Raw genomic sequence first — 20,073 nt, 5'->3', positions numbered from 1 at the left:
TATTAACCAACAACAAGGTTTAGCAATTTACCTGGAACGTAAATTACTTTACGGATAGTAACATCGTTCAAATATTTTTGGATATTAGGCTCTTGTTTAGCTTGCGATACAACAAAATCTTGATCAGCATTAGCTGGCACTGTAAATTTACCGCGGACTTTACCATTGATTTGCACAACAATAAGTTTTTCGTCCTCAATCATTGCTGATTGGTCAGCAACAGGCCAAGTTGTGTTATCAATCGATTCGCTATGGCCTAAAGCTTGCCACATAACAAAACAAGCGTGTGGCATCATAGGGTAAAGCAAACGCACAATCGCATTTAATGCTTCACTCATGAGAGCACGATCTTGCTCGGTTTCTTGTGGCGCTTTTTGTAAGCGATTCATAAACTCCATCACAGCGGCAATAGCGGTGTTAAACGTTTGGCGACGTCCAATATCATCACTCACTTTTGCAATGGTTTTATGTAGCTCACGGCGTAATGATTTTTGTTCACTATCTAAGGCTGTAACATCAAGCTGAGTGGTTTGACCTTTTTGAGCATGTTCATAAACTAAACGCCACACACGTTTAATAAATCGGTTAGCGCCTTCAACACCAGACTCTTGCCATTCCAATGTCATATCCGCTGGCGAAGCAAACATCATAAACAATCGAACAGTATCGGCACCATATTTTTCAACCATTTCTTGCGGGTCGATACCATTATTCTTCGATTTTGACATTTTAGTCATACCAGCATGAACAAGCTCATTGCCATGACTGTCAATAGCCTTAGCAATGCGACCTTTTTCGTCCCGTTCAATGGTCACTTCAGTTGGTGATACCCAAATCCGTTCATTGGTTGGGCTGGTATAATAAAATGCGTCTGCTAGCACCATGCCTTGGCATAGTAAGCGTTTTGCTGGTTCATCTGATGATACTAAACCAAAATCACGCATTAATTTATGGAAAAATCTAAAATAAAGTAAATGCATAATCGCATGTTCAATACCACCGACATATTGATCGACAGGCAACCAATAATTAGCAGCTTTTTCGTCTAACATCCCTTTGTCATAGTGTGGACAAGTATAACGAGCATAATACCAAGATGACTCCATAAAGGTATCAAATGTATCGGTTTCACGCAGAGCAGGCTGGTCGTTCACCGTGGTTTTTGCCCAGTTAGGATCGGCCTTAATTGGACTAGTGATACCGTTCATTTCGACGTTTTCTGGCAAAATAACCGGCAACTGATCTTCAGGTGTCGGTATGGTAGTACCATCTTCAAGTGTCACCATTGGGATCGGCGCACCCCAGTAACGTTGGCGTGATACACCCCAATCACGTAAACGGTAATTGACTTTGCGTTTACCAATACCTAAGGCAATTAACTTATCGGCAACGGCATTAAAGGCTTGATTAAAATCAAGACCATCAAACTCGCCAGAATTAAATAATTTACCATGCTCAGTATACGCTTTTTCAGACAAGTCTGGTGCATTGCCGTCTTGAGTTAAAATAACAGGATTAATTGGTAAATTGTATTTTGAGGCAAACTCATAATCGCGCTCATCGTGCCCTGGCACGGCCATGACTGCGCCAGTGCCATATTCAATTAAGACAAAGTTAGCAATCCAAACAGGGACTTTCTTGCCTGTTAACGGATGGATAGCATAAAAACCAGTTGCAATGCCTTTCTTTTCCATGGTTGCCATATCGGCTTCGGCAGTTTTGGTGTTTTTACATTCGGCAACAAACTCGGCAATTTTTGCATCATTTTTTGCAGCTAATTGTGCAAGTGGATGTTCTGCGGCAACTGAGACAAAGCTCACTCCCATTAAAGTATCAGGGCGCGTTGTATAAACGCGTAATTTATTGGCATAATTTTCAACAGCAAAATCAAACTCAACCCCTTCAGAACGACCGATCCAGTTACGTTGCATAGTTTTAACTTGCTCTGGCCAGTCTTCTAAGATATCTAAATCATTAAGTAGCTCTTCGGCATATTCGGTGATTTTAATAAACCACTGTGGGATCTCTTTGCGCTCAACGGGTGTACTACAACGCCAACAGCAACCTTCAACCACTTGTTCATTAGCAAGTACGGTTTGGTCATTTGGACACCAGTTAACTGCAGATGTTTTTTTATAAACTAGGCCTTTTTCGTATAACTTGGTAAAAAACCATTGTTCCCATTTATAATATTCTGGACGGCAAGTTGTTACTTCGCGATCCCAATCATAACCGAATCCTAAAAGCTGCAATTGCTTTTTCATATAGGCAATATTTTCGTATGTCCATTTTGCAGGTGCAGTATTATTTTTAACAGCAGCCCCTTCAGCAGGTAAGCCAAACGCATCCCAACCAATTGGTTGCAATACATTTTTACCATTTAAGCGTTGGTAACGTGAAATGGTATCGCCAATGGTGTAGTTGCGAACATGACCAAGATGCAAACGCCCAGACGGGTAAGGTAGCATCGATAAGCAGTAATATTTTTCTTTTGATGGATCTTCGGTAACGTGAAAGGTTTTATTTTCTTGCCAGTGTTTTTGCACAGTGGCTTCAATTTCATCTGGGCGGTATTGTTCTTGCATGACGAGTTAATGTCCTATCTATTATTGCTAATAAAAATATGTTGCTAATTGTATTGGTTATTGACACGTTTTACAAACGATATGTGAATCAAGAGTTAGTTTAAAATATGACTATAGAGTATTAGATAATAATTTTTGTATTTCACATATTGTTTTCTCTAATACCTACAACAATGGAATCAACATTTTCTAAAACTTTAGCTAACAGTGTTCCATTTGAATTCCAAATAGCACTCTTCCCTATACGATTATTGGCGCAAAACAGTACGATGTTTTTCGCCACAATAACATTATTCAAGAATCATTGGAACAATGGCGAAGTAGGGTAATAACTGAAAGAAAAAAATGAGTGCTAGCACAATTGTTAAAAATGCTTGTCTGCCTTATTATTGGTGGTACAAGAGTGTTATGGGACTATAGTATTATGTTTATAGATCTACTTAAAAAAAACAACCATTATGCTTGGGTTATTTTATATGACTCTTTTTCAAAAATTTTATCCACTATATTGCCATTTAATCAAACTTAAATGGCAATTAATATTATGCAGAATTATTAATAATTGAAATTCAAATCTAAAACAACCTAACCACCATTAAAAATGCTAGTAAAAGATGATAAGAACGAACGTTGCTCTTCTTTGGGCATGTTTTGGAGGTTTGCTTGAATTAGCTGATCGACTTTTTGGGTCTCATTGACTAAGCCTAATTCGTTATAGGCATTACGCATTAAAAGTAATGCTTCTTTAGTTGAATCGGTATCAGGGAATGCAACTAGCATATCTGTCACACGATTAATTACTGCCACATAAGCCCCACGTTTTGTATAGAACTGCGCGACTTTTAACTGATAGCGAGCCAATCTATTTTTCAAAAAAACAAGGCGTTTTTGCGCATCAGCTGCATAGTGACTGGTTGGAAAACTGGATACTAAATAAGTAAAGTCTTTGAACGCGGCTGCCGCATAGTCAGCATCACGATCTGAACGATCAACATTAAACCAACCTTGGATCATATTGTCATCTTGCGCCATATTCGAAATACCACGCATATAGATAACCCAATCAATATTTGGATGTGTTGGATTCAATTTTAAAAACCGATCAATTGATGCAATTGCTAACGGTAAATCGGCTGATTTGTAGTAAGCATAAATCAAATCAAGTTGTACTTGTTGAGAATAAGGACCAAAAGGATAATTTTTGTCTATAGTCTCCAATACAGAAATACTGGATTTAATATTACCTTTTTCAAGCTCTGTTTTCGCTTTGTTATAGAGTTCAATTTCGGGCACATTTTCAACATTGGGCTTAGAAGATGTACAGCCAATTAGCATGCCACTTAAAGCGATAGCTAACAAAGAGTGTAAGCGTAATTTCATTCAGTTTTCAATCCAAATATAATTAAACATAAAAAGCGATGATTGGTATATAATACTCTAAAACAAAACAGCTTAAAATAGATAAATGACACATGCACACGTTAAAATTAACAACTGAAATTGAACAAAGCCAATTAGGGATGCGTTTGGATCAAGCACTATCAGTGCTTTTTCCTGATTATTCACGATCAAGAATAAAGGATTGGATAGTGAATAATAAAGTTACTGTCAACAACGTCATCATCAACAAGCCCAAAGAAAGAGTGCTTGGTGGCGAAAAAATAACTATTAATGCCGAAATTGAAGAGGAAACCTATCACCAACCCGAAGATATAAATCTCGATATTGTTTATGAAGATGACGATATTTTAGTGATCAACAAACCTCGCAATTTAGTCGTGCATCCCGGTGCCGGTAATCCTAATGGTACGGTATTAAATGCCTTATTACACTACTATCCTGACATAGCGCGCGTACCTCGCGCAGGTATTGTGCATCGTCTAGATAAAGATACAACGGGTTTAATGGTTGTCGCAAAAACGATTACAGCCCAAACCCATTTGGTTGAATCACTCCAACTGCGTGAAATTACGCGTGAATATGAAGCGGTTGTGATGGGTATTATTACTGCAGGTGGCACGGTTGATCAGCCTATTACACGCCATCCAACTAAACGCACCCATATGGCCGTATTCCCAACGGGAAAACCAGCAGTCACTCATTATCGAGTAATGGAAAAGTACCGTCTACATACTCGCTTGCGCTTACGTCTAGAAACAGGGAGAACTCACCAAATTCGCGTACATATGGCACATATTGCCCACCCATTAATTGGTGATCCACTCTATGGTGGGCGACCAAGACCGCCGAAAGGAGCTAGCGAATCTTTTATTCAAATCTTACGCGACTTTGATCGGCAAGCATTACACGCTACCATGTTACGCTTGTATCACCCTATTACAGGTGAACTAATGCAATGGAATGCGCCTATTCCTGAAGATATGCAAAATTTAATCCAAGCTTTACAAGAAGATACTCAACAGCATAAAGATGAATTAGATTGGTGATAAATATGATTAAATCGATTTACCCATATTGGACAGCACCCAAAAGCATACATGCGTTTACCTCAACACGAACAGGTGGCGTCAGTTTAGCGCCATTTGCGAGTTTAAATATGGGTGATCGAACCGGTGATAATCTAGAGCATATTGCTGAAAATCGTCGTCGAATCACTCAAGTCGAACAAATACCAAGCGAACCGTATTGGTTAGTGCAAACCCATAGCACTATAGCATTAGATATATCACAAATTGCCTTACAAGCACCCAGCAGCAATACCAATTCCTATCAAACTTTTGAAGCTGATGCTTCATATACCAATCAACCAAAGCAAGTCTGCGTGGTACTAACCGCAGATTGCATGCCAATACTCTTTTGCACAAAAACAGGCGATGAAGTTGCCGCTGCTCATGCCGGTTGGCGAGGATTATGTAACGGCATATTAGAAGAAACTATCAAAAAATTTTCAAGCTCACCATCAAATATCATCGCTTGGATGGGGCCGGCAATCAGTGCCAAAAAATTCGAAGTTGGTCTTGAAGTTAAACAGCAATTTGAAAAAGTCGATCGAAAAGCACAAGAAGCATTTAAATTAATCAATCCAACTGAACAAAAATATCTAGCCAACCTCTATTTAATTGCTAAACAACGCTTACAAGCGATGGGAATAACACAGATTTTTGGTGGTGATTATTGTACTTATACTGAACAAGATAAGTTCTTTTCTTATCGGCACGAAAAGAGAACCGGCAGAATGGCATCAATGATCTGGTTTGAGTGAGTGTAAAAATAAATCAATATATTATCTAAGTATTTTTACACAGAAATATACCGGTTTTTATCATTCTTAAAGGTTAATATTGTCATTTATTCAAGGTCGAACTGTGCCACCCACCGAGTAAGGTTAGCATGGCAAACATAAAAATTTATCTATACTTTTTTCGTAGAGGTGATTTTTTTTTGCATCAAAAAGTAAATTGTCAGAAACTACCTCACCCAAAAGCAACAACAAAACATTACTCAATATCCGCAAATTTATGGCTTTGTATACTCAACAACCACTTATTATCCCATCGATTTTTATTGATTTTTCCTAATAGTTTAATCGTATCAAATATATTAAACTCACCATCTTTTTCGCATGGCGAAAGATAATAGCGTTTTGCTTGAATATGGGTTTCGATGTATTGGCAAAAATCAAGAAAATCAGCATGATTTTCGGCAACAATCCGCACTTCATTGGCAGTCGGTTGTACTATTTTTTGATAGCGTGACTGATAACAAAACTTAGGGCTAAGAGCTATATAATCTATAAGCGGATCAACTTTGCCAAGTCCATTACTTTCAATGGCAATAAAATAACCCGCATTTTTTAATGGTACAAGCAATTGAGGTAATGTTTTAACCATAGTGGGTTCGCCGCCAGTAATAATAATGTTTTTGCTGTTATATTCACTCACTTTAGCAAGCAGCGTATCTAACGTAAACCGGGTAAATTGGCGGAAATTAGTATCACACCAAGCACAATTTAAATTGCACCCAGCAAAACGGATAAAAACAGCAGGCATGCCAGTATTATAACCTTCGCCCTGTAAAGATTCGAAGATTTCAACGATGCGAAATTCGATCATTTTTAGCTCCGATGATATTCACAATACGAAGTTGGCGTTTCCCATAATTTGATCATCGAAATAGGCAAATATTGCGACAGGCGATCAAATATAAATTTGCTCATTGCTTCGGCAGTAGTTCGGCATGGAAAGGCGAAGATTTTGCGATCCATTTCTTGCAGTAATGTGGCTATACGGCACTCATTTGGGTTATTTTGGTTGTAAAGATAAGCGTGATCCAGTGGATCGATAATATGCTGTTTAACTATCATTTTTAGATCAGCATAATCCATGACCATGTCTTGACTCGAACCAGTATCGATAAGATCACCGCTAATTTCGACTAATAAGCGATAAGTATGACCATGCAGATTGTGACACTTTTTATTGTGCCCATCTAACATATGACAAGCATCAAATTGAAACTCTTTGGCTATTTTGAACATGTTGTATTCCTAGTTTTTTTACGTGGGATGGGTTACGAACCACGGTTAGCAAACCTAACAAAATAAAGACGCTAATATAATAGATAAAAGCTGATTTGTCATCTTGCAAGTTTTATTAAAACAACATTGAGTAGTAATTAATTGAATTGCGATCATCTTTATTTTTAACGCTAGTTAAGCTTTAAATACTTGCTGATCTTGCTGTATAAATTTTATAAAAAATATTCTAAATTTGCTCTTGAAATTTAGATTGCAACACACATTTAGATCACATGCAAATGGGTTGAATGTGTTAAGCATTGAATCCAAATCTATTGCTCAGGAGATAAATACTATGAGGTTAGATAAATTAACAAACAAGTTTCAACAAGCTTTAGCTGATGCGCAGTCAATGGCATTAGGTAAAGACAATCAATATATAGAGCCTGTGCATGTTCTATCAGCCATGCTTAATCAAGAAGGTAGCAGTGTAACGCCATTATTGACTGCTGCTGGTGCAAATGTCGCTGTTTTGCAACAAGAATTAACACAAGCCGTTGATCGATTACCCCAAGTTCAAGGTGTGGGTGGCGATGTTATGCCATCACAAGAGTTTGTTCGTGTATTAAATCTATGCGACAAATTATCCCAAAAAAATGGCGATAGTTATATATCATCAGAACTCTTTATATTAGCCGCTTTAGAAGACAAAGGTAGCTTAAGTGATATTCTTAAAAGATCAGGCGTCAATAAAGACAAATTTAGCCAAGCAGTCAATCAAGTAAGAGGTAGCGATAAAGTGAACGATCCTAATGCAGAAGATCAACGTGGTGCACTTAAAAAATATACTATTGATTTAACTCAACGAGCAGAACAAGGTAAGCTTGATCCTGTTATTGGTCGTGATGAGGAAATTCGCCGAACAATTCAGGTATTACAGCGCCGTACTAAAAATAATCCGGTATTAATTGGTGAACCAGGCGTGGGTAAAACCGCTATTGTAGAAGGTTTAGCTCAACGTATTGTTAACCGCGAAGTGCCTGAAGGATTGCGGAATAAACGTGTGTTATCATTAGATATGGGCGCATTAATTGCAGGTGCTAAATATCGTGGTGAATTTGAAGAACGGTTAAAAGCCGTGCTTAAAGACTTAGCAAAAGAAGAAGGTCGCATTATATTGTTCATCGACGAAATCCATACCATGGTTGGTGCAGGTAAAAGCGATGGTGCAATGGATGCCGGTAATATGCTAAAACCTGCATTAGCGCGTGGAGAATTGCACTGCGTGGGCGCAACAACACTAGATGAATATCGTCAATATATCGAAAAAGATCCGGCATTAGAACGTCGTTTCCAAAAAGTCTATGTTGCCGAGCCAACAGTTGAAGATACTATTGCCATTTTGCGTGGCTTAAAAGAACGTTATGAACTGCATCATCATGTACAAATTACCGATCCGGCAATTGTGGCTGCGGCAACGTTATCGCATCGTTATATTTCAGAACGCATGTTACCTGACAAAGCAATTGACTTAATTGACGAAGCTGCATCGAGCATTCGTATGCAAATGGATTCCAAACCAGAATCTTTAGATCGACTTGAAAGGCGCATAATTCAACTTAAACTTGAACAACAAGCGCTTAAAAAAGAGTCTGACGATGCCAGTAAAAAACGACTTGAGATGTTAAACGATGAACTTTCTGAAAAAGAAAAGGAATATGCATCACTTGAAGAAGAATGGAAATCAGAAAAGGCAGCTGTTTCAGGCACGCAAAGCATCAAAGCTGAGCTAGAAAAAGCGCGGACTGAAATAGAGCAAGCACGCCGAGCCGGCGACTTGAGCAAAATGTCTGAATTACAATACGGCAAAATACCAGAGCTCGAAAAGAAACTGGCTTCAGCAACTCAGTTAGAAGGCAAAACCATGAAGTTATTGCGTAACAAAGTGACCGATAACGAAATTGCCGAAGTGCTATCTAAAGCGACAGGTATTCCGGTTTCTAGAATGCTTGAGAGTGAAAAAGACAAACTATTACATATGGAAGATGCTTTACATAAACGTGTCATTGGCCAAAATGAAGCGGTATTAGCGGTTGCTAATGCGATTCGTCGTAGCCGAGCAGGGCTTTCAGATCCAAACAGACCAATTGGATCGTTCCTATTCTTAGGACCAACAGGGGTAGGTAAAACCGAGCTTTGCAAATCACTGGCTAACTTTATGTTTGATAGCGAAGATGCCATGGTGCGTATAGATATGTCAGAGTTTATGGAAAAACACTCTGTTGCTCGCTTAATTGGTGCACCTCCGGGTTATGTTGGTTATGAAGAAGGCGGATACTTAACAGAAGCAGTTAGACGTCGACCTTATTCAGTTATTTTACTTGACGAAGTCGAAAAAGCGCATCCAGATGTCTTTAATATCTTACTGCAAGTTCTGGATGATGGACGCTTAACCGATGGCCAAGGTCGCACGGTTGATTTTCGTAATACTGTCATAATTATGACATCAAACTTAGGCTCTGATCTAATTCAAGGTCAAGTTGAGTTAAGTTATGACGAAATGAAAGCGCTAGTGATGACAGTTGTTGCTAAACACTTTAGACCAGAATTTATCAATCGTATTGACGAAACAGTGGTCTTTCACCCACTCGGTCAAGAAAACATCAAAGCGATTGCAAAAATTCAATTAGCACATGTTGAAAAACGGTTAGATGAACGTGGTTACCAATTGGATATCTCGGATGCAGCGTTGGAACAACTTGCTAAAGTCGGCTTTGACCCAATTTATGGGGCAAGACCACTAAAACGAGCAATCCAACAAGAGATCGAAAACCCATTGGCACAGCAAATACTGTCTGGCAAATTAGTTCCGGGTAAAACTATTCATCTAGATTTAGTTGGCGATAACATCGAAGCTAAACAGTAATTAACCATCAAACAACAAACCGACCTTTATGGTCGGTTTTTTTATGCCACTAAATAAACACCATGACAACCGCCTGAAAATTATTATAATTTATAATTTTAAAAAACAATCAGGATAGGATATATAGGAGGTTTAATTAGCCATAACTACAAATTTACCGTGCACGCTGCAGATAAAAGCTTTTCCATTTTTATCCAAATGTTATTTTTTGTATTTGGCTTATTATACTTTCAGCGATTAATCAGCATTGATGAACACAACCTAATCTAACCCTATCTTCTGAAATACGACCAATGATAGTAATCCCACTGCAACGAATTCAAATCTTGTTAAACCATACTCTTGTCACTATTAAACTGGATTATATCGTATCAAATTAAATATCGAAAATGCTGGCGATAAAGACACAATACCGAATTTTTCTATTCAAAAAAACGATCATCAAACGTCGAAAGCAAAAATAACTTTCTAGCTTTTATGTTATTTGTTAAAAACAACAATCCACACCAATTTGTCTAGCGTGTTTCTTATTAAGTAATTCTAATTTTTTACACAATCATAATAACTTTTTTTTATTATAAAATTGTATCAGAACGCGCTATATTATTTGCTTAAATAAAAACAAGGAAAGATAACACATGAAGAATGTATTGAAAGCGTTAGCCATTTTAGGTTGTTTAAGCTTACCTATAACAAGTTATGCCACGTTGCCTGAATCGATTAAAGTTGGGTCTGATACATCTTATGCGCCTTTTGATTTTATTGATGCTAACGGTAATATTACAGGATTTAACATTGAAATTACTAAAGCTTTATGTGAAAAGGCTAACATTAAATGCACTTTCCAATCGACCGACTTTGATGCATTGATCCCTTCGTTATTATCAAGAAAGATTGATATGATTTCCTCTTCGCTGATGATGACCGAAAAGCGTAAAAAGCAGATTGCATTTTCTGACGAGATTTTTATGACTTATTCACGTTTGATTATTAAAGAAGGTGCTAATTTAATGCCTAATGCTGAATCGTTAAAAGGTAAGCGCGTTGGGGTTGAGCAAGGTACCTCACAAGAACATTTTGCCAACGAGATGTGGCGTCCTCATGGCGTGGTGATTGTCCCTTACCTAAATCAGTTGCAAGTGTTTTCGGATTTAGTGGCAGGTCGCTTAGATGCGGCATTGCAAGACGAAGTTACTGGTAGTTATGCCTTTTTAAAACAACCACAAGGCAAAGGTTTTGTTTTTGCTGGCGATGAATTGAAAGATGCTAACTATTTTGATGTGGGGGTGGGTCTTGGCTTTCGTAAAAACGATAATGAATTACGCGAAGCCTTTAATCAAGCGTTAAAAGCGATTTTAGCTGATGGTACTTACCAAAAAATCAACAATAAGTACTTTGATTTTAATGTTTATGGTAATGAAAAATAAATCATGCAGGGTTATATTTCGTTAATTTGCCAAGGAGCATTGCTAACCATTATTTTAGCGCTAGCATCGCTACTGTTAGCTATGATGCTTGGTATTGTTTGTGCACTGGGCAAGTTGGCTGATTCTAAAGTGTGTAATGTGCTTTGTCAGGTTTATACGTCGTTAATTCGAGGCGTACCTGATTTAGTGTTAATGATGCTAATATTTTTTGGTTTGCAGTTTTTGGTTAATAATATTACCGATTATTTTAATGCCTCTTTTATTGAAGTGAATCCATTAATGGCTGGTATTTTTACATTAGGCTTTATTTACGGCGCCTATTTTACCGAGACCTTTCGAGGGGCTTATCTTGCTGTATCTAAAAATACGTTAGCGGCGGCAACGGCACTTGGACTTAGTAAAGTCCAAGTGTTTCTTTATGTGATGTTTCCTTTAATGATGCGCTTTGCTTTGCCGGGCATTGCAAATAATTGGTTAGTGGTGTTAAAGGCCACGGCATTGGTGTCGTTACTTGGGTTGTCGGACTTAGTTAAAGCCACTAAAAACGCAGGTGAAGCCTTGTACCAACCTTTATTGTTTGCCTTAATCGCAGGGGCATTTTATCTGTTTTTTACGTCAATATCGAATATCGTGTTATGGTGGCTGGAACGGCGTTATTCCATTGGCACAATCAAAACTAAGTTATAAGAACTCATGCTAGAAATTATTCAACAATATTGGCAAGCACTATTATGGACTGATGGTTATAATGTCACTGGTCTGGCGATGACGCTTTGGATTTTGATTTTATCAGTTTTAATAGGTGGCATTTTGTCGCTAGGGTTAGCAGTAGGGCGAAATTCGCAAAATAAGCTGATTAAATTACCCATTTGGCTGTTTACTTATATTTTTCGTGGTACGCCTTTATATGTACAGTTGCTGATTATTTATACTGGCATTTATACATTGAGTGTGGTTAAAAATAATACTTGGCTGAGTGATTTTTTTCAAAGTGGTTTAAATTGCACGGTGTTCGCCTTTACTTTAAATACCTGCGCTTACACCACTGAAGTTTTTGCTGGTGCCATGCGCAATGTACCTAGTGGCGAAATGCAAGCTGCAACTGCTCTTGGGTTTAGCCGTTTTCAGTTATACCGTTATATTATCTTGCCAAGAGCGTTTCGTATTGCCTTGCCAGCTTATAGTAACGAGGTGATTTTTATGCTGCATTCAACGGCGCTTGCCTTTACGGTCACAGTGCCAGATGTAATGAAAATTGCACGTGATATTTATGCTGAAACATATCAACCTTTTCATGCCTTTGGTATTGCGGCGGTGATTTATCTTTGTGTCAGCTTTACACTAATTTTGGGTTTTAAAAAGTTAGAACAGCATTGCTTAGCTTTTCAGAAAGTTAATGGGCTGTAATAGATAACTTTACAAATAATCGATCAAAGTAAAAAATCCGACAATTGTGATAACAATTGTCGGATTTTTTGTTGTTCTATTGATTTATAAATATACTAATTGATAGGATAAAAGTCGATATTGTCGCCATCATCGTGATCATGGTTACTTGAGCCCGGTAATGCTCTAGCTCGTTCAATAGGAACATAACTGCCACTAGGCGTTTCAACTTGGCACTCACCCAAAAAGATAGAATATTTGGTGTTTGCATGCATACTTTCACCTCTAAAATAGCAATGAGTAGCATTGTATAAATCAGTTCGACAAAGTATTGCAATGACTAACCAAACAGTAAGTACCGCTAAAGTGATCCATTTTAAATATTCCCAAATTAAAGACCAAAAACCGATTCCTCTAAAACGGCAATATCCAAAGACGAGTAATATAACAGCAATAAACCCTAAAAATTCGTATAACCAAAATAGCCACATAGTAATCCCCCACACTTTATTTTGTAACTATTTTATACTAACTTTGCTTATGCATCTATACGATTACATCCATGAGCCGTTACGAATAATACCAACAGCTAATCCTTCAATGGCAAAATTTTGTTGTTCTAAATCAACTTCGATCGGCGAGAAATCTTTGTTTTCAGCTATTAGGAGAATATGTTTTCCTTTGCGTGACAAGCGTTTCACGGTAACTTCTTCGTCAATGCGGGCAACCACAACTTGACCGTTTTTAACATCTTGGGTTTTATGTACGGCTAATAAGTCACCGTCTAATATACCGATATCTTTCATTGACATGCCGTGTACTCTTAATAAAAAGTCGGCGTGGGGTTTAAACAGTGATGGATCAATTTGGTAATGGCTTTCGATATGTTCATTAGCTAATATTGGCGATCCAGCTGCGACCTGACCAATAAGCGGTAAACCTTCAAACTCGCTTTGCTCAATTTGGCTTTCAAGTAAAAGTCGAATCCCACGCGATGAGCCGGCTATCATTTCGATCGCGCCTTTTTTAGCGAGAGCTTTAAGATGTTCTTCAGCTGCGTTGGCGGAACGAAATCCTAACTTTTTGGCAATTTCGGCTCGTGTTGGCGGCATGCCGGTGGTTTGAATGTTGTCTTTAATTAAGTCATAAATTTGTTGCTGACGTTCTGTTAACGGTCTCATTACTCATTCCTGTTTTTATATACAGATACATGTGATTATATACAGTAAATGATATAAAACAACTGTTTTATTTAATTTATTTTATAATTGACAATAAAATTTTCTAATTGCAGGTATTATGCACCGTCTTGCTGAGCAATTTTGCCAATTTGATGGCTAAGTTACTAACTATATTTTGCGTTACATAATCAACCTACTTATATGCTATAATATTTCAATATTTTGTTGGATTGGAATTTGTCTTATGCCTTATGTTGTTGCACTCAGTGGCGGGATTGCCAGCGGTAAAAGCACCATTGCCGATTTGTTTGCCCAATTAGGTGTGCCAGTTATTGATGCCGACCTTATTGCGCGGCAAGTTGTGCAAGCCGGTAGTGATGCGTTTAACCAAATTGTTAAGCACTTTAGCCAAGAGATTTTGCTTGCTAATGGCGAACTTGATCGCAGTCAGCTGCGCGAAATCATTTTTAATAATGATCATGAACGACTGTGGCTTAATCATTTGTTGCATCCTATTATCCAACAAGAAACTCAAAAACAAATTGCTATGCAAAGTACAATCTATGTGATTTGGGTTGTACCATTATTGGTTGAAAACAATTTGCATACTTTGGCTGATCGGGTGCTGATCATCGATGCTCCAGAGTCGCTACAATTGGCACGATTAGTAAAACGGGATAATATTAGCGAATCATTGGCGAAAAAGATGATATTGTCGCAAGTATCTTTAAAAAAACGTTTATCTTATGCGGATGATATTATTGTCAATGATGACAATTTGGTATCGCTAACGGCACAAGTTAACTTATTGCATCAACAATATTTAGATAACTTTAATTGTAAGATTTAGATAGATGAGTAATATTATTTTTGAACATCCATTAAATGAAAAAATGCGTACTTGGCTTCGTATTGAATTTTTATTAAATCAATTACATACGCATTGCCACTTAGATCAAAATAATGCGTTAATTTTTTTTCACGCACTGTCTGAGTTATTAGAAATTATTGAACGTAACGATGTAAAAGGTGATTTGATTAAAGAGCTGGAATCGCAAAAACAAAAGTTAATCTTGTGGTTAACTTTTGATGGCGTAGATTATGATTTGCTTAATGAATTGATCCATCAATTTGATCATTTTTTAGCTCAATTTAATGTAATACCGCGCTTAGGACAACCATTGAAAGACGACCGTTTTATTACTGCTATTCGCCAACGTTTAACGATCCCTGGCGGCTGTTGTAGTTTTGATTTGCCTTCGTTCCATTTATGGTTAAAAATCCCGCAAGAAAGACGCAATATTCAAGTCAGAAATTGGTTACAACACTTGTCAATTCTTGATAAATCTCTAACATGTTACATGCAGTTAATTAGACAAATGGGGGAATTTAAGCCATTTATTTGTTCTAATAACTTTTTTCAAGAAACGAGTGGTGATATTAATTTGATTCGTATTCGGGTTTCGTTAGATAAAAATGTCTATCCCCAAGTTTCTGGTCATATGTCGCGTTATAGCATTCGGTTCTTACCGCTTGATGCCTGTGATAATGTTAATACCGATGGTATTGAATTTGAATTAGCTTGTTGTTAATGACGTTAAATGCCGATTATTGAAAAAGAAAGAGTTAAAATGAATAAAAATACAGCCATATTTGTTAATTGTCCAACTTGTCAAAAAAAAGTTGAATGGCGCAAAGAGAGTGCTTATCGTCCATTTTGTAGTAAACGTTGCCAGCTTATTGATTTAGGCGATTGGGCAACTGAGGAACATCGCATTGCCGATAAAGACATCACCGAACAAGATCTTTGGAGTGAAGAAAACCTTACCGATTTTGCAGGTAAACATTAATGAAGATTCTAGGTATTGAAACCTCGTGCGACGAAACAGGTGTTGCTATTTATGATGATCTCAATGGTTTAATTGCCAATCAACTTTATTCGCAAATTAAATTGCATGCTGATTATGGGGGTGTGGTGCCTGAATTAGCATCGCGCGATCATATTCGTAAAACCGTACCCTTAATTCAAGCAGCATTAAAAGAAGCAAATGTGGTGCCAGCAGATATTGATGGTGTGGCTTATACTGCAGGTCCTGGCTTAATTGGTGCTTTGATGGTTGGTGCATCAATTGGTCGTTCGCTGGCTTATGCGTGGAATGTACCTGCTATTGCCGTACATCATATGGAAGGGCACTTATTGGCGCCAATGTTAGAATCTAATCCACCTGAATTTCCCTTTGTTGCATTATTAGTTTCGGGTGGGCATACACAGCTTATTAGCGTAACAGGTATTGGTCAATATGAACTTATTGGCGAATCCATTGATGATGCAGCAGGCGAAGCTTTTGATAAAACTGCTAAATTACTTGGTTTAGATTATCCAGGCGGGGCAAAATTGTCGAAATTAGCTGAGCAGGGTAATGGAGCTAGGTTCCGTTTTCCTCGACCGATGACCGATCGTCCTGGGCTGGATTTTAGTTTTTCAGGTCTTAAAACAGCCGCTGCCAATATCATTCATCAACATAGTGATAATCATATTATTGATGCGCAAACTAAAGCTGATATTGCTAGAGCTTTTGAAGATGCCCTGGTTGATACATTAGTAATTAAATCACGGCGAGCGCTTGATCAAACTGGATTTAAAAATTTAGTGATAGCCGGTGGAGTAAGCGCTAATCAAACACTGCGTAATAGGTTAACTGAGTTGATGCATCAACGTAAAGGACAGGTTTATTATCCACGACTCGAATTTTGTACCGATAATGGTGCCATGATTGCTTACGCGGGGATGATTCATTTAAAAGCAAGGCAGTATTCAGATTTAGCAATCAATGTTAGACCAAGGTGGCCTCTTAGCGAGCTTAATGCTAGTTAACCGATTATTTTGATTTAAAAACATGTAGATTAAAAAACAAAAAAATGCGGGGATCAGTTCCCGCTTTTTTGCCTATATAGTTGAATCAATAATATTAATTAATAGTATTGGTGTTAGACAATTCTTCCGTTTTTTCGGAATCTGTTTTTTCGTTAGCTAATTTTTGAATATTGTGATTAATATTAAATAGCACAAAAATCAATACGAGTTGAAATAAAGTCTTTATAAAAAGTGGTGTTAATCACTGGTAAACAGGGATCTAAATCCATAGTAAAACTATGAGTCAATACAGCAAAACTACCAAGTAGCATGGTCAATGTGCTAATTCCAATAAAAACTAATGCAATCCTATACACGATAGTGATAAGTATAAAGTGCCTTTTTTTATCAAAGAAAAATTATTTAAAAATAATAACGTTAATATTTACTATTGTGTATATTTTATTTTCTTAACTAAGGCGGCTAATTTTATTACTTCTATTTTTTTATATTTGCGTATAAAGTTATCAATTTTGAAAGCTATAAAGAGCAACAATTATAAAATTATTTTGAGATCAGTTTAACTATGAAAACTTATATCCCGGGCAAAGATGCTGCCCTTGAAGATTCAATCAATTATTTTCAGCAACAATTAGCAAAATATGATTTAGAAGTGCAAGAAGCTTCTTGGCTCAACCCTGTGCCTAATGTGTGGTCAGTGCATATTCAAAATACAAAGTGCCCACTGTGTTTTGCTAATGGTAAAGGTGCAAGCAAAAAAGCGGCGTTGGCATCAGCATTAGGAGAGTATTTTGAACGATTATCAACCAATTACTTTTTTTCCGATTTTTATTTAGGCAAAAAAGCTGCAAATGCTGATTTTGTGCATTACCCGACCGAAAAATGGTTCTCTATTCCTGAAGATAATTCCCTCCCTAAAGGGTTATTATCTCAAAAACTACTTAAATTTTACGATCCCGATCATGAGTTAAGTGCAACTGATTTAATTGATTTACAATCAAGTAATGGCGAGCGAGGTATTTGCGCATTACCGTTTGAGCAGCAGTCTGATAAGCAAACGGTCTATGTGCCCGTTAATTTAATTGCTAATTTATATGCATCTAATGGTATGTCAGCAGGAAATACTCGTAATGAAGCGCGAGTGCAAGGGTTATCGGAAATTTTTGAACGTTATACGAAAAACAAAATTATTGCCGAGGCCATTAGCTTACCGATTATTCCAACCGAAGTTATTAATCGCTATCCCGCTGTTTTAGCTGCCATTGAGGCGCTTGAAAGCGAGAGCTTTCCACTTTATTGTTTTGATGCTTCATTAGGCGGTGAGTTTCCGGTTATTTGTGTGGTGTTATTTAATCCGCAAAATGGAACATGTTATGCGTCTTTTGGTGCTCATCCAAATTTTGGCGTTGCACTTGAACGCACTGTGACTGAACTATTACAAGGGCGTAGTTTAAAAGATCTTGATGTATTTTCACCACCAAGTTTTGATAATGATGATATTGCTGATCTTAGCAATTTAGAAACCCATTTTATTGATTCAAGCGGTTTGATTTCATGGGATCTATTTAATGAGCAAGCTGATTATGAATTTGTCGATTGGGACTTTTCAGGCACGACCGAGCAAGAATTTGCTAATTTAATGGCTATTTTTACCCGTCATAACACCGAAGTGTTAATTATGGACTATGAGCATCTTGGCGTTTATGCTTGTCGAATTTTAGCCGTTGGTATGTCGGAAATCTATCCCCCTGAAGATCTTTTAATTGCTAATAGCAATATGGCAATTGGTCTGCGTGATCTTATTTTGTCGTTACCTTATCAAAAACGCACTGCTAAACAGTACCTAGCCATTATTGAACAGCTTGATGATGAAGGTCTTGATGATTATGCACGTGTTCGCGAACTACTTGGCATTGCAACCGGTAACGATAATGCTTGGCTTACACTGCGCGTTGGTGAATTAAAAGCAATGTTGGCATTGGCAGGTAAAGACCTAGTGCAAGCACAACAATGGATTGATTGGACAGTTGAAATGAATGAGTCTATATTTACTCCAGAGCGCAATCATGATTATCGTTGCTTGCAAACGCTGGTTAACTTTATTTTGCAACGTGACAAAAAACAGTTTAACAACTATCGAACTGCATTTAATAAAATGTATGGTAAAGCTTGTGTTGACGATATGTGGCAATACGCTAATGGCGAAAAAACATTTTTTGGCTTGGCTGACTCTGCTACAGCCGATAAAGCGACTAATGATAATTTAGCGCAATTTGCTATGCATCAAAAATTATTAGCTGTGTATAACAAATTACATCAGGTGATGTGATAACCTATTTGTTATTCATTCCACCGATATACTCAGTGGAATGAATAACACTATTTAGCCTTGTCTTGCAAACTCACCTGCTTTTTTCACCAACTCTTCGCTAGGTGTTACGCCCGTATATAACACAAATTGTTCAAGAGCTTGAATCACCGCGACGTCGGCACCTGAAATAATGGTTTTGTTTAGCTTTTGGGCATATTTTATCATTGGTGTTTCAACGGGTAATGCAACCACATCAAACACAATATCGGCATTTTCTATCATGACCGAGGAGAATGCGAGCTCTTCAGATTCAACACCTCCAAGCATACCAATTGGAGTCACATTAATAATCAGTTTGGCTTGTTTTGGCAATATGTCTTGTTCATTTTTGACCCATTTATAACCGTAGCGTTTGGCCAACGCTTCGCCTTTTGCTTGGTTACGCGCTGCAATAATGCCATTTTTAAATCCTGCATCATAAAAAGCACCAATCACCGCATTAGCCATACCGCCACTGCCTTTTAACACAAATGGTGTAGTATTATCGATTTTATTTTCGGTAATGAGCTTGGCAACCGCAATATAATCGGTGTTATATGCTTTTAAATGATGGTTTGTGTTAACAATCGTATTGACCGATTGAATAGATTTTACCGAGTCATCTAATTCATCAATAAATTCTATGCAAGCTTCTTTATAAGGCATTGAAATGGCGCAACCTCGAATTGCTAAGGCTTTAATGCCATAAATTGCATCTTTTAAATTATTGGTAGTAAAGGCTTTATATAAGTAATTAAGATCGAGTTTTTCATACAAATAATTATGAAAGCGAGTACCGAAATTGCTTGGTCTGGCTGAAAGGGACATGCAAACAGTCGTGTCTTTATTGATAATTCTTGCCATTA

19 protein-coding genes and 1 riboswitch are annotated in these 20,073 nt (G+C 37.5%); of the genes, 11 read left to right on the top strand and 8 right to left on the bottom strand.

Annotation, left to right across the window (positions count from 1 at the left end):
• Nucleotides 1-2: 2 nt before the first annotated feature.
• Entirely contained in the window at nt 3-2,585 is a 2,583-nt protein-coding gene (gene leuS / locus BQ5209_RS00490) for a leucine--tRNA ligase (RefSeq protein WP_085246629.1), read from the bottom strand.
• A gap of 585 nt (nt 2,586-3,170) precedes the next feature.
• Nucleotides 3,171-3,965 carry an outer membrane protein assembly factor BamD gene (bamD, locus tag BQ5209_RS00485; RefSeq protein ID WP_085246628.1) on the bottom strand — a complete coding sequence of 265 codons (795 nt, stop codon included), beginning with the start codon at nt 3,963-3,965 and terminating at the stop codon, nt 3,171-3,173.
• Nucleotides 3,966-4,057: 92 nt separating this feature from the next.
• Between bamD and rluD the strand changes: the two genes are divergently transcribed.
• Together rluD and pgeF are read left to right on the top strand one after the other, a co-directional pair.
• Entirely contained in the window at nt 4,058-5,032 is a 975-nt protein-coding gene (gene rluD, locus BQ5209_RS00480) for a 23S rRNA pseudouridine(1911/1915/1917) synthase RluD (protein ID WP_085246627.1), read from the top strand.
• A 5-nt stretch (nt 5,033-5,037) separates the two neighbouring features.
• On the top strand, nt 5,038-5,808 hold the full coding sequence (gene pgeF / locus BQ5209_RS00475; RefSeq protein ID WP_085246626.1) for a peptidoglycan editing factor PgeF: 771 nt from the start codon (nt 5,038-5,040) through the stop codon (nt 5,806-5,808).
• Nucleotides 5,809-6,043: 235 nt separating this feature from the next.
• Here pgeF and BQ5209_RS00470 read toward each other — a convergent pair whose 3' ends face one another.
• Complete coding sequence (locus BQ5209_RS00470; protein ID WP_085246625.1) at nt 6,044-6,658, bottom strand: 7-carboxy-7-deazaguanine synthase QueE; 615 nt, start codon at nt 6,656-6,658, stop codon at nt 6,044-6,046.
• A 2-nt stretch (nt 6,659-6,660) separates the two neighbouring features.
• Nucleotides 6,661-7,083, bottom strand: coding sequence for a 6-carboxytetrahydropterin synthase QueD (queD, locus tag BQ5209_RS00465; protein WP_085246624.1), 423 nt, complete (start codon nt 7,081-7,083; stop codon nt 6,661-6,663).
• 3 nt (nt 7,084-7,086) lie between these two features.
• A riboswitch (PreQ1 riboswitch) is annotated at nt 7,087-7,132 on the bottom strand.
• Between the two features lie 285 nt (nt 7,133-7,417).
• Between queD and clpB the strand changes: the two genes are divergently transcribed.
• The 4 genes from clpB (at nt 7,418) to hisM (ending at nt 12,822) form a co-directional block, all read left to right on the top strand.
• Nucleotides 7,418-9,988, top strand: a complete 2,571-nt coding sequence (clpB, locus tag BQ5209_RS00460) for an ATP-dependent chaperone ClpB (protein ID WP_085246623.1) — start codon at nt 7,418-7,420, stop codon at nt 9,986-9,988.
• Between the two features lie 638 nt (nt 9,989-10,626).
• Nucleotides 10,627-11,415, top strand: coding sequence for a lysine/arginine/ornithine ABC transporter substrate-binding protein (locus tag BQ5209_RS00455; protein WP_085246622.1), 789 nt, complete (start codon nt 10,627-10,629; stop codon nt 11,413-11,415).
• Nucleotides 11,416-12,102, top strand: coding sequence for an ABC transporter permease (locus BQ5209_RS00450; RefSeq protein ID WP_085246621.1), 687 nt, complete (start codon nt 11,416-11,418; stop codon nt 12,100-12,102).
• Between the two features lie 6 nt (nt 12,103-12,108).
• Nucleotides 12,109-12,822 carry a histidine ABC transporter permease HisM gene (hisM, locus tag BQ5209_RS00445; RefSeq protein WP_085246620.1) on the top strand — a complete coding sequence of 238 codons (714 nt, stop codon included), beginning with the start codon at nt 12,109-12,111 and terminating at the stop codon, nt 12,820-12,822.
• A gap of 95 nt (nt 12,823-12,917) precedes the next feature.
• Here hisM and BQ5209_RS00440 read toward each other — a convergent pair whose 3' ends face one another.
• Together BQ5209_RS00440 and lexA are read right to left on the bottom strand one after the other, a co-directional pair.
• The gene (locus BQ5209_RS00440; RefSeq protein ID WP_085246619.1) at nt 12,918-13,292 is read right to left on the bottom strand and encodes a hypothetical protein; all 375 of its coding nucleotides are present in this window, start codon (nt 13,290-13,292) and stop codon (nt 12,918-12,920) included.
• Nucleotides 13,293-13,355: 63 nt separating this feature from the next.
• Nucleotides 13,356-13,982, bottom strand: coding sequence for a transcriptional repressor LexA (gene lexA / locus BQ5209_RS00435; RefSeq protein WP_085246618.1), 627 nt, complete (start codon nt 13,980-13,982; stop codon nt 13,356-13,358).
• Nucleotides 13,983-14,226: 244 nt separating this feature from the next.
• Here lexA and coaE point away from each other — a divergent pair, with 244 nt between their 5' ends.
• Genes coaE through tsaD form a run of 4 tightly spaced genes read left to right on the top strand, consistent with a single transcriptional unit; the run spans nt 14,227 to nt 16,857 of the window.
• Nucleotides 14,227-14,832 (top strand): dephospho-CoA kinase, encoded by a 606-nt coding sequence (gene coaE / locus BQ5209_RS00430; RefSeq protein ID WP_085246617.1) that lies wholly within the window; start codon nt 14,227-14,229, stop codon nt 14,830-14,832.
• Between the two features lie 4 nt (nt 14,833-14,836).
• On the top strand, nt 14,837-15,574 hold the full coding sequence (zapD, locus tag BQ5209_RS00425; RefSeq protein WP_085246616.1) for a cell division protein ZapD: 738 nt from the start codon (nt 14,837-14,839) through the stop codon (nt 15,572-15,574).
• A 39-nt stretch (nt 15,575-15,613) separates the two neighbouring features.
• Entirely contained in the window at nt 15,614-15,832 is a 219-nt protein-coding gene (yacG, locus tag BQ5209_RS00420) for a DNA gyrase inhibitor YacG (RefSeq protein ID WP_085246796.1), read from the top strand.
• Nucleotides 15,832-16,857: a tRNA (adenosine(37)-N6)-threonylcarbamoyltransferase complex transferase subunit TsaD gene (tsaD, locus tag BQ5209_RS00415; RefSeq protein ID WP_085246615.1), complete on the top strand. Its 1,026-nt coding sequence runs from the start codon at nt 15,832-15,834 to the stop codon at nt 16,855-16,857. The genes yacG and tsaD overlap by 1 nt, the downstream gene beginning before the upstream one ends.
• Nucleotides 16,858-17,039: 182 nt before the next feature.
• Here tsaD and BQ5209_RS10920 read toward each other — a convergent pair whose 3' ends face one another.
• Nucleotides 17,040-17,168, bottom strand: coding sequence for a hypothetical protein (locus tag BQ5209_RS10920; RefSeq protein ID WP_279626409.1), 129 nt, complete (start codon nt 17,166-17,168; stop codon nt 17,040-17,042).
• A gap of 254 nt (nt 17,169-17,422) precedes the next feature.
• Between BQ5209_RS10920 and ycaO the strand changes: the two genes are divergently transcribed.
• A complete protein-coding gene (ycaO, locus tag BQ5209_RS00410) occupies nt 17,423-19,186 on the top strand; it encodes a 30S ribosomal protein S12 methylthiotransferase accessory factor YcaO (RefSeq protein WP_085246614.1) in 1,764 nt (587 codons plus the stop codon).
• A gap of 54 nt (nt 19,187-19,240) precedes the next feature.
• Here the strand turns inward: ycaO and BQ5209_RS00405 are convergent, their stop codons facing one another.
• The gene (locus BQ5209_RS00405; protein ID WP_085246613.1) at nt 19,241-20,071 is read right to left on the bottom strand and encodes a shikimate 5-dehydrogenase; all 831 of its coding nucleotides are present in this window, start codon (nt 20,069-20,071) and stop codon (nt 19,241-19,243) included.
• Nucleotides 20,072-20,073 lie beyond the last annotated feature (2 nt).

Origin of the sequence: Gilliamella mensalis, assembly GCF_900103085.1 — a bacterium.
GTDB lineage: Bacteria > Pseudomonadota > Gammaproteobacteria > Enterobacterales > Orbaceae > Gilliamella > Gilliamella mensalis.
Note: the sequence above shows the minus strand (reverse complement) of the source record. Positions and strands in the feature narration are given on the sequence as shown.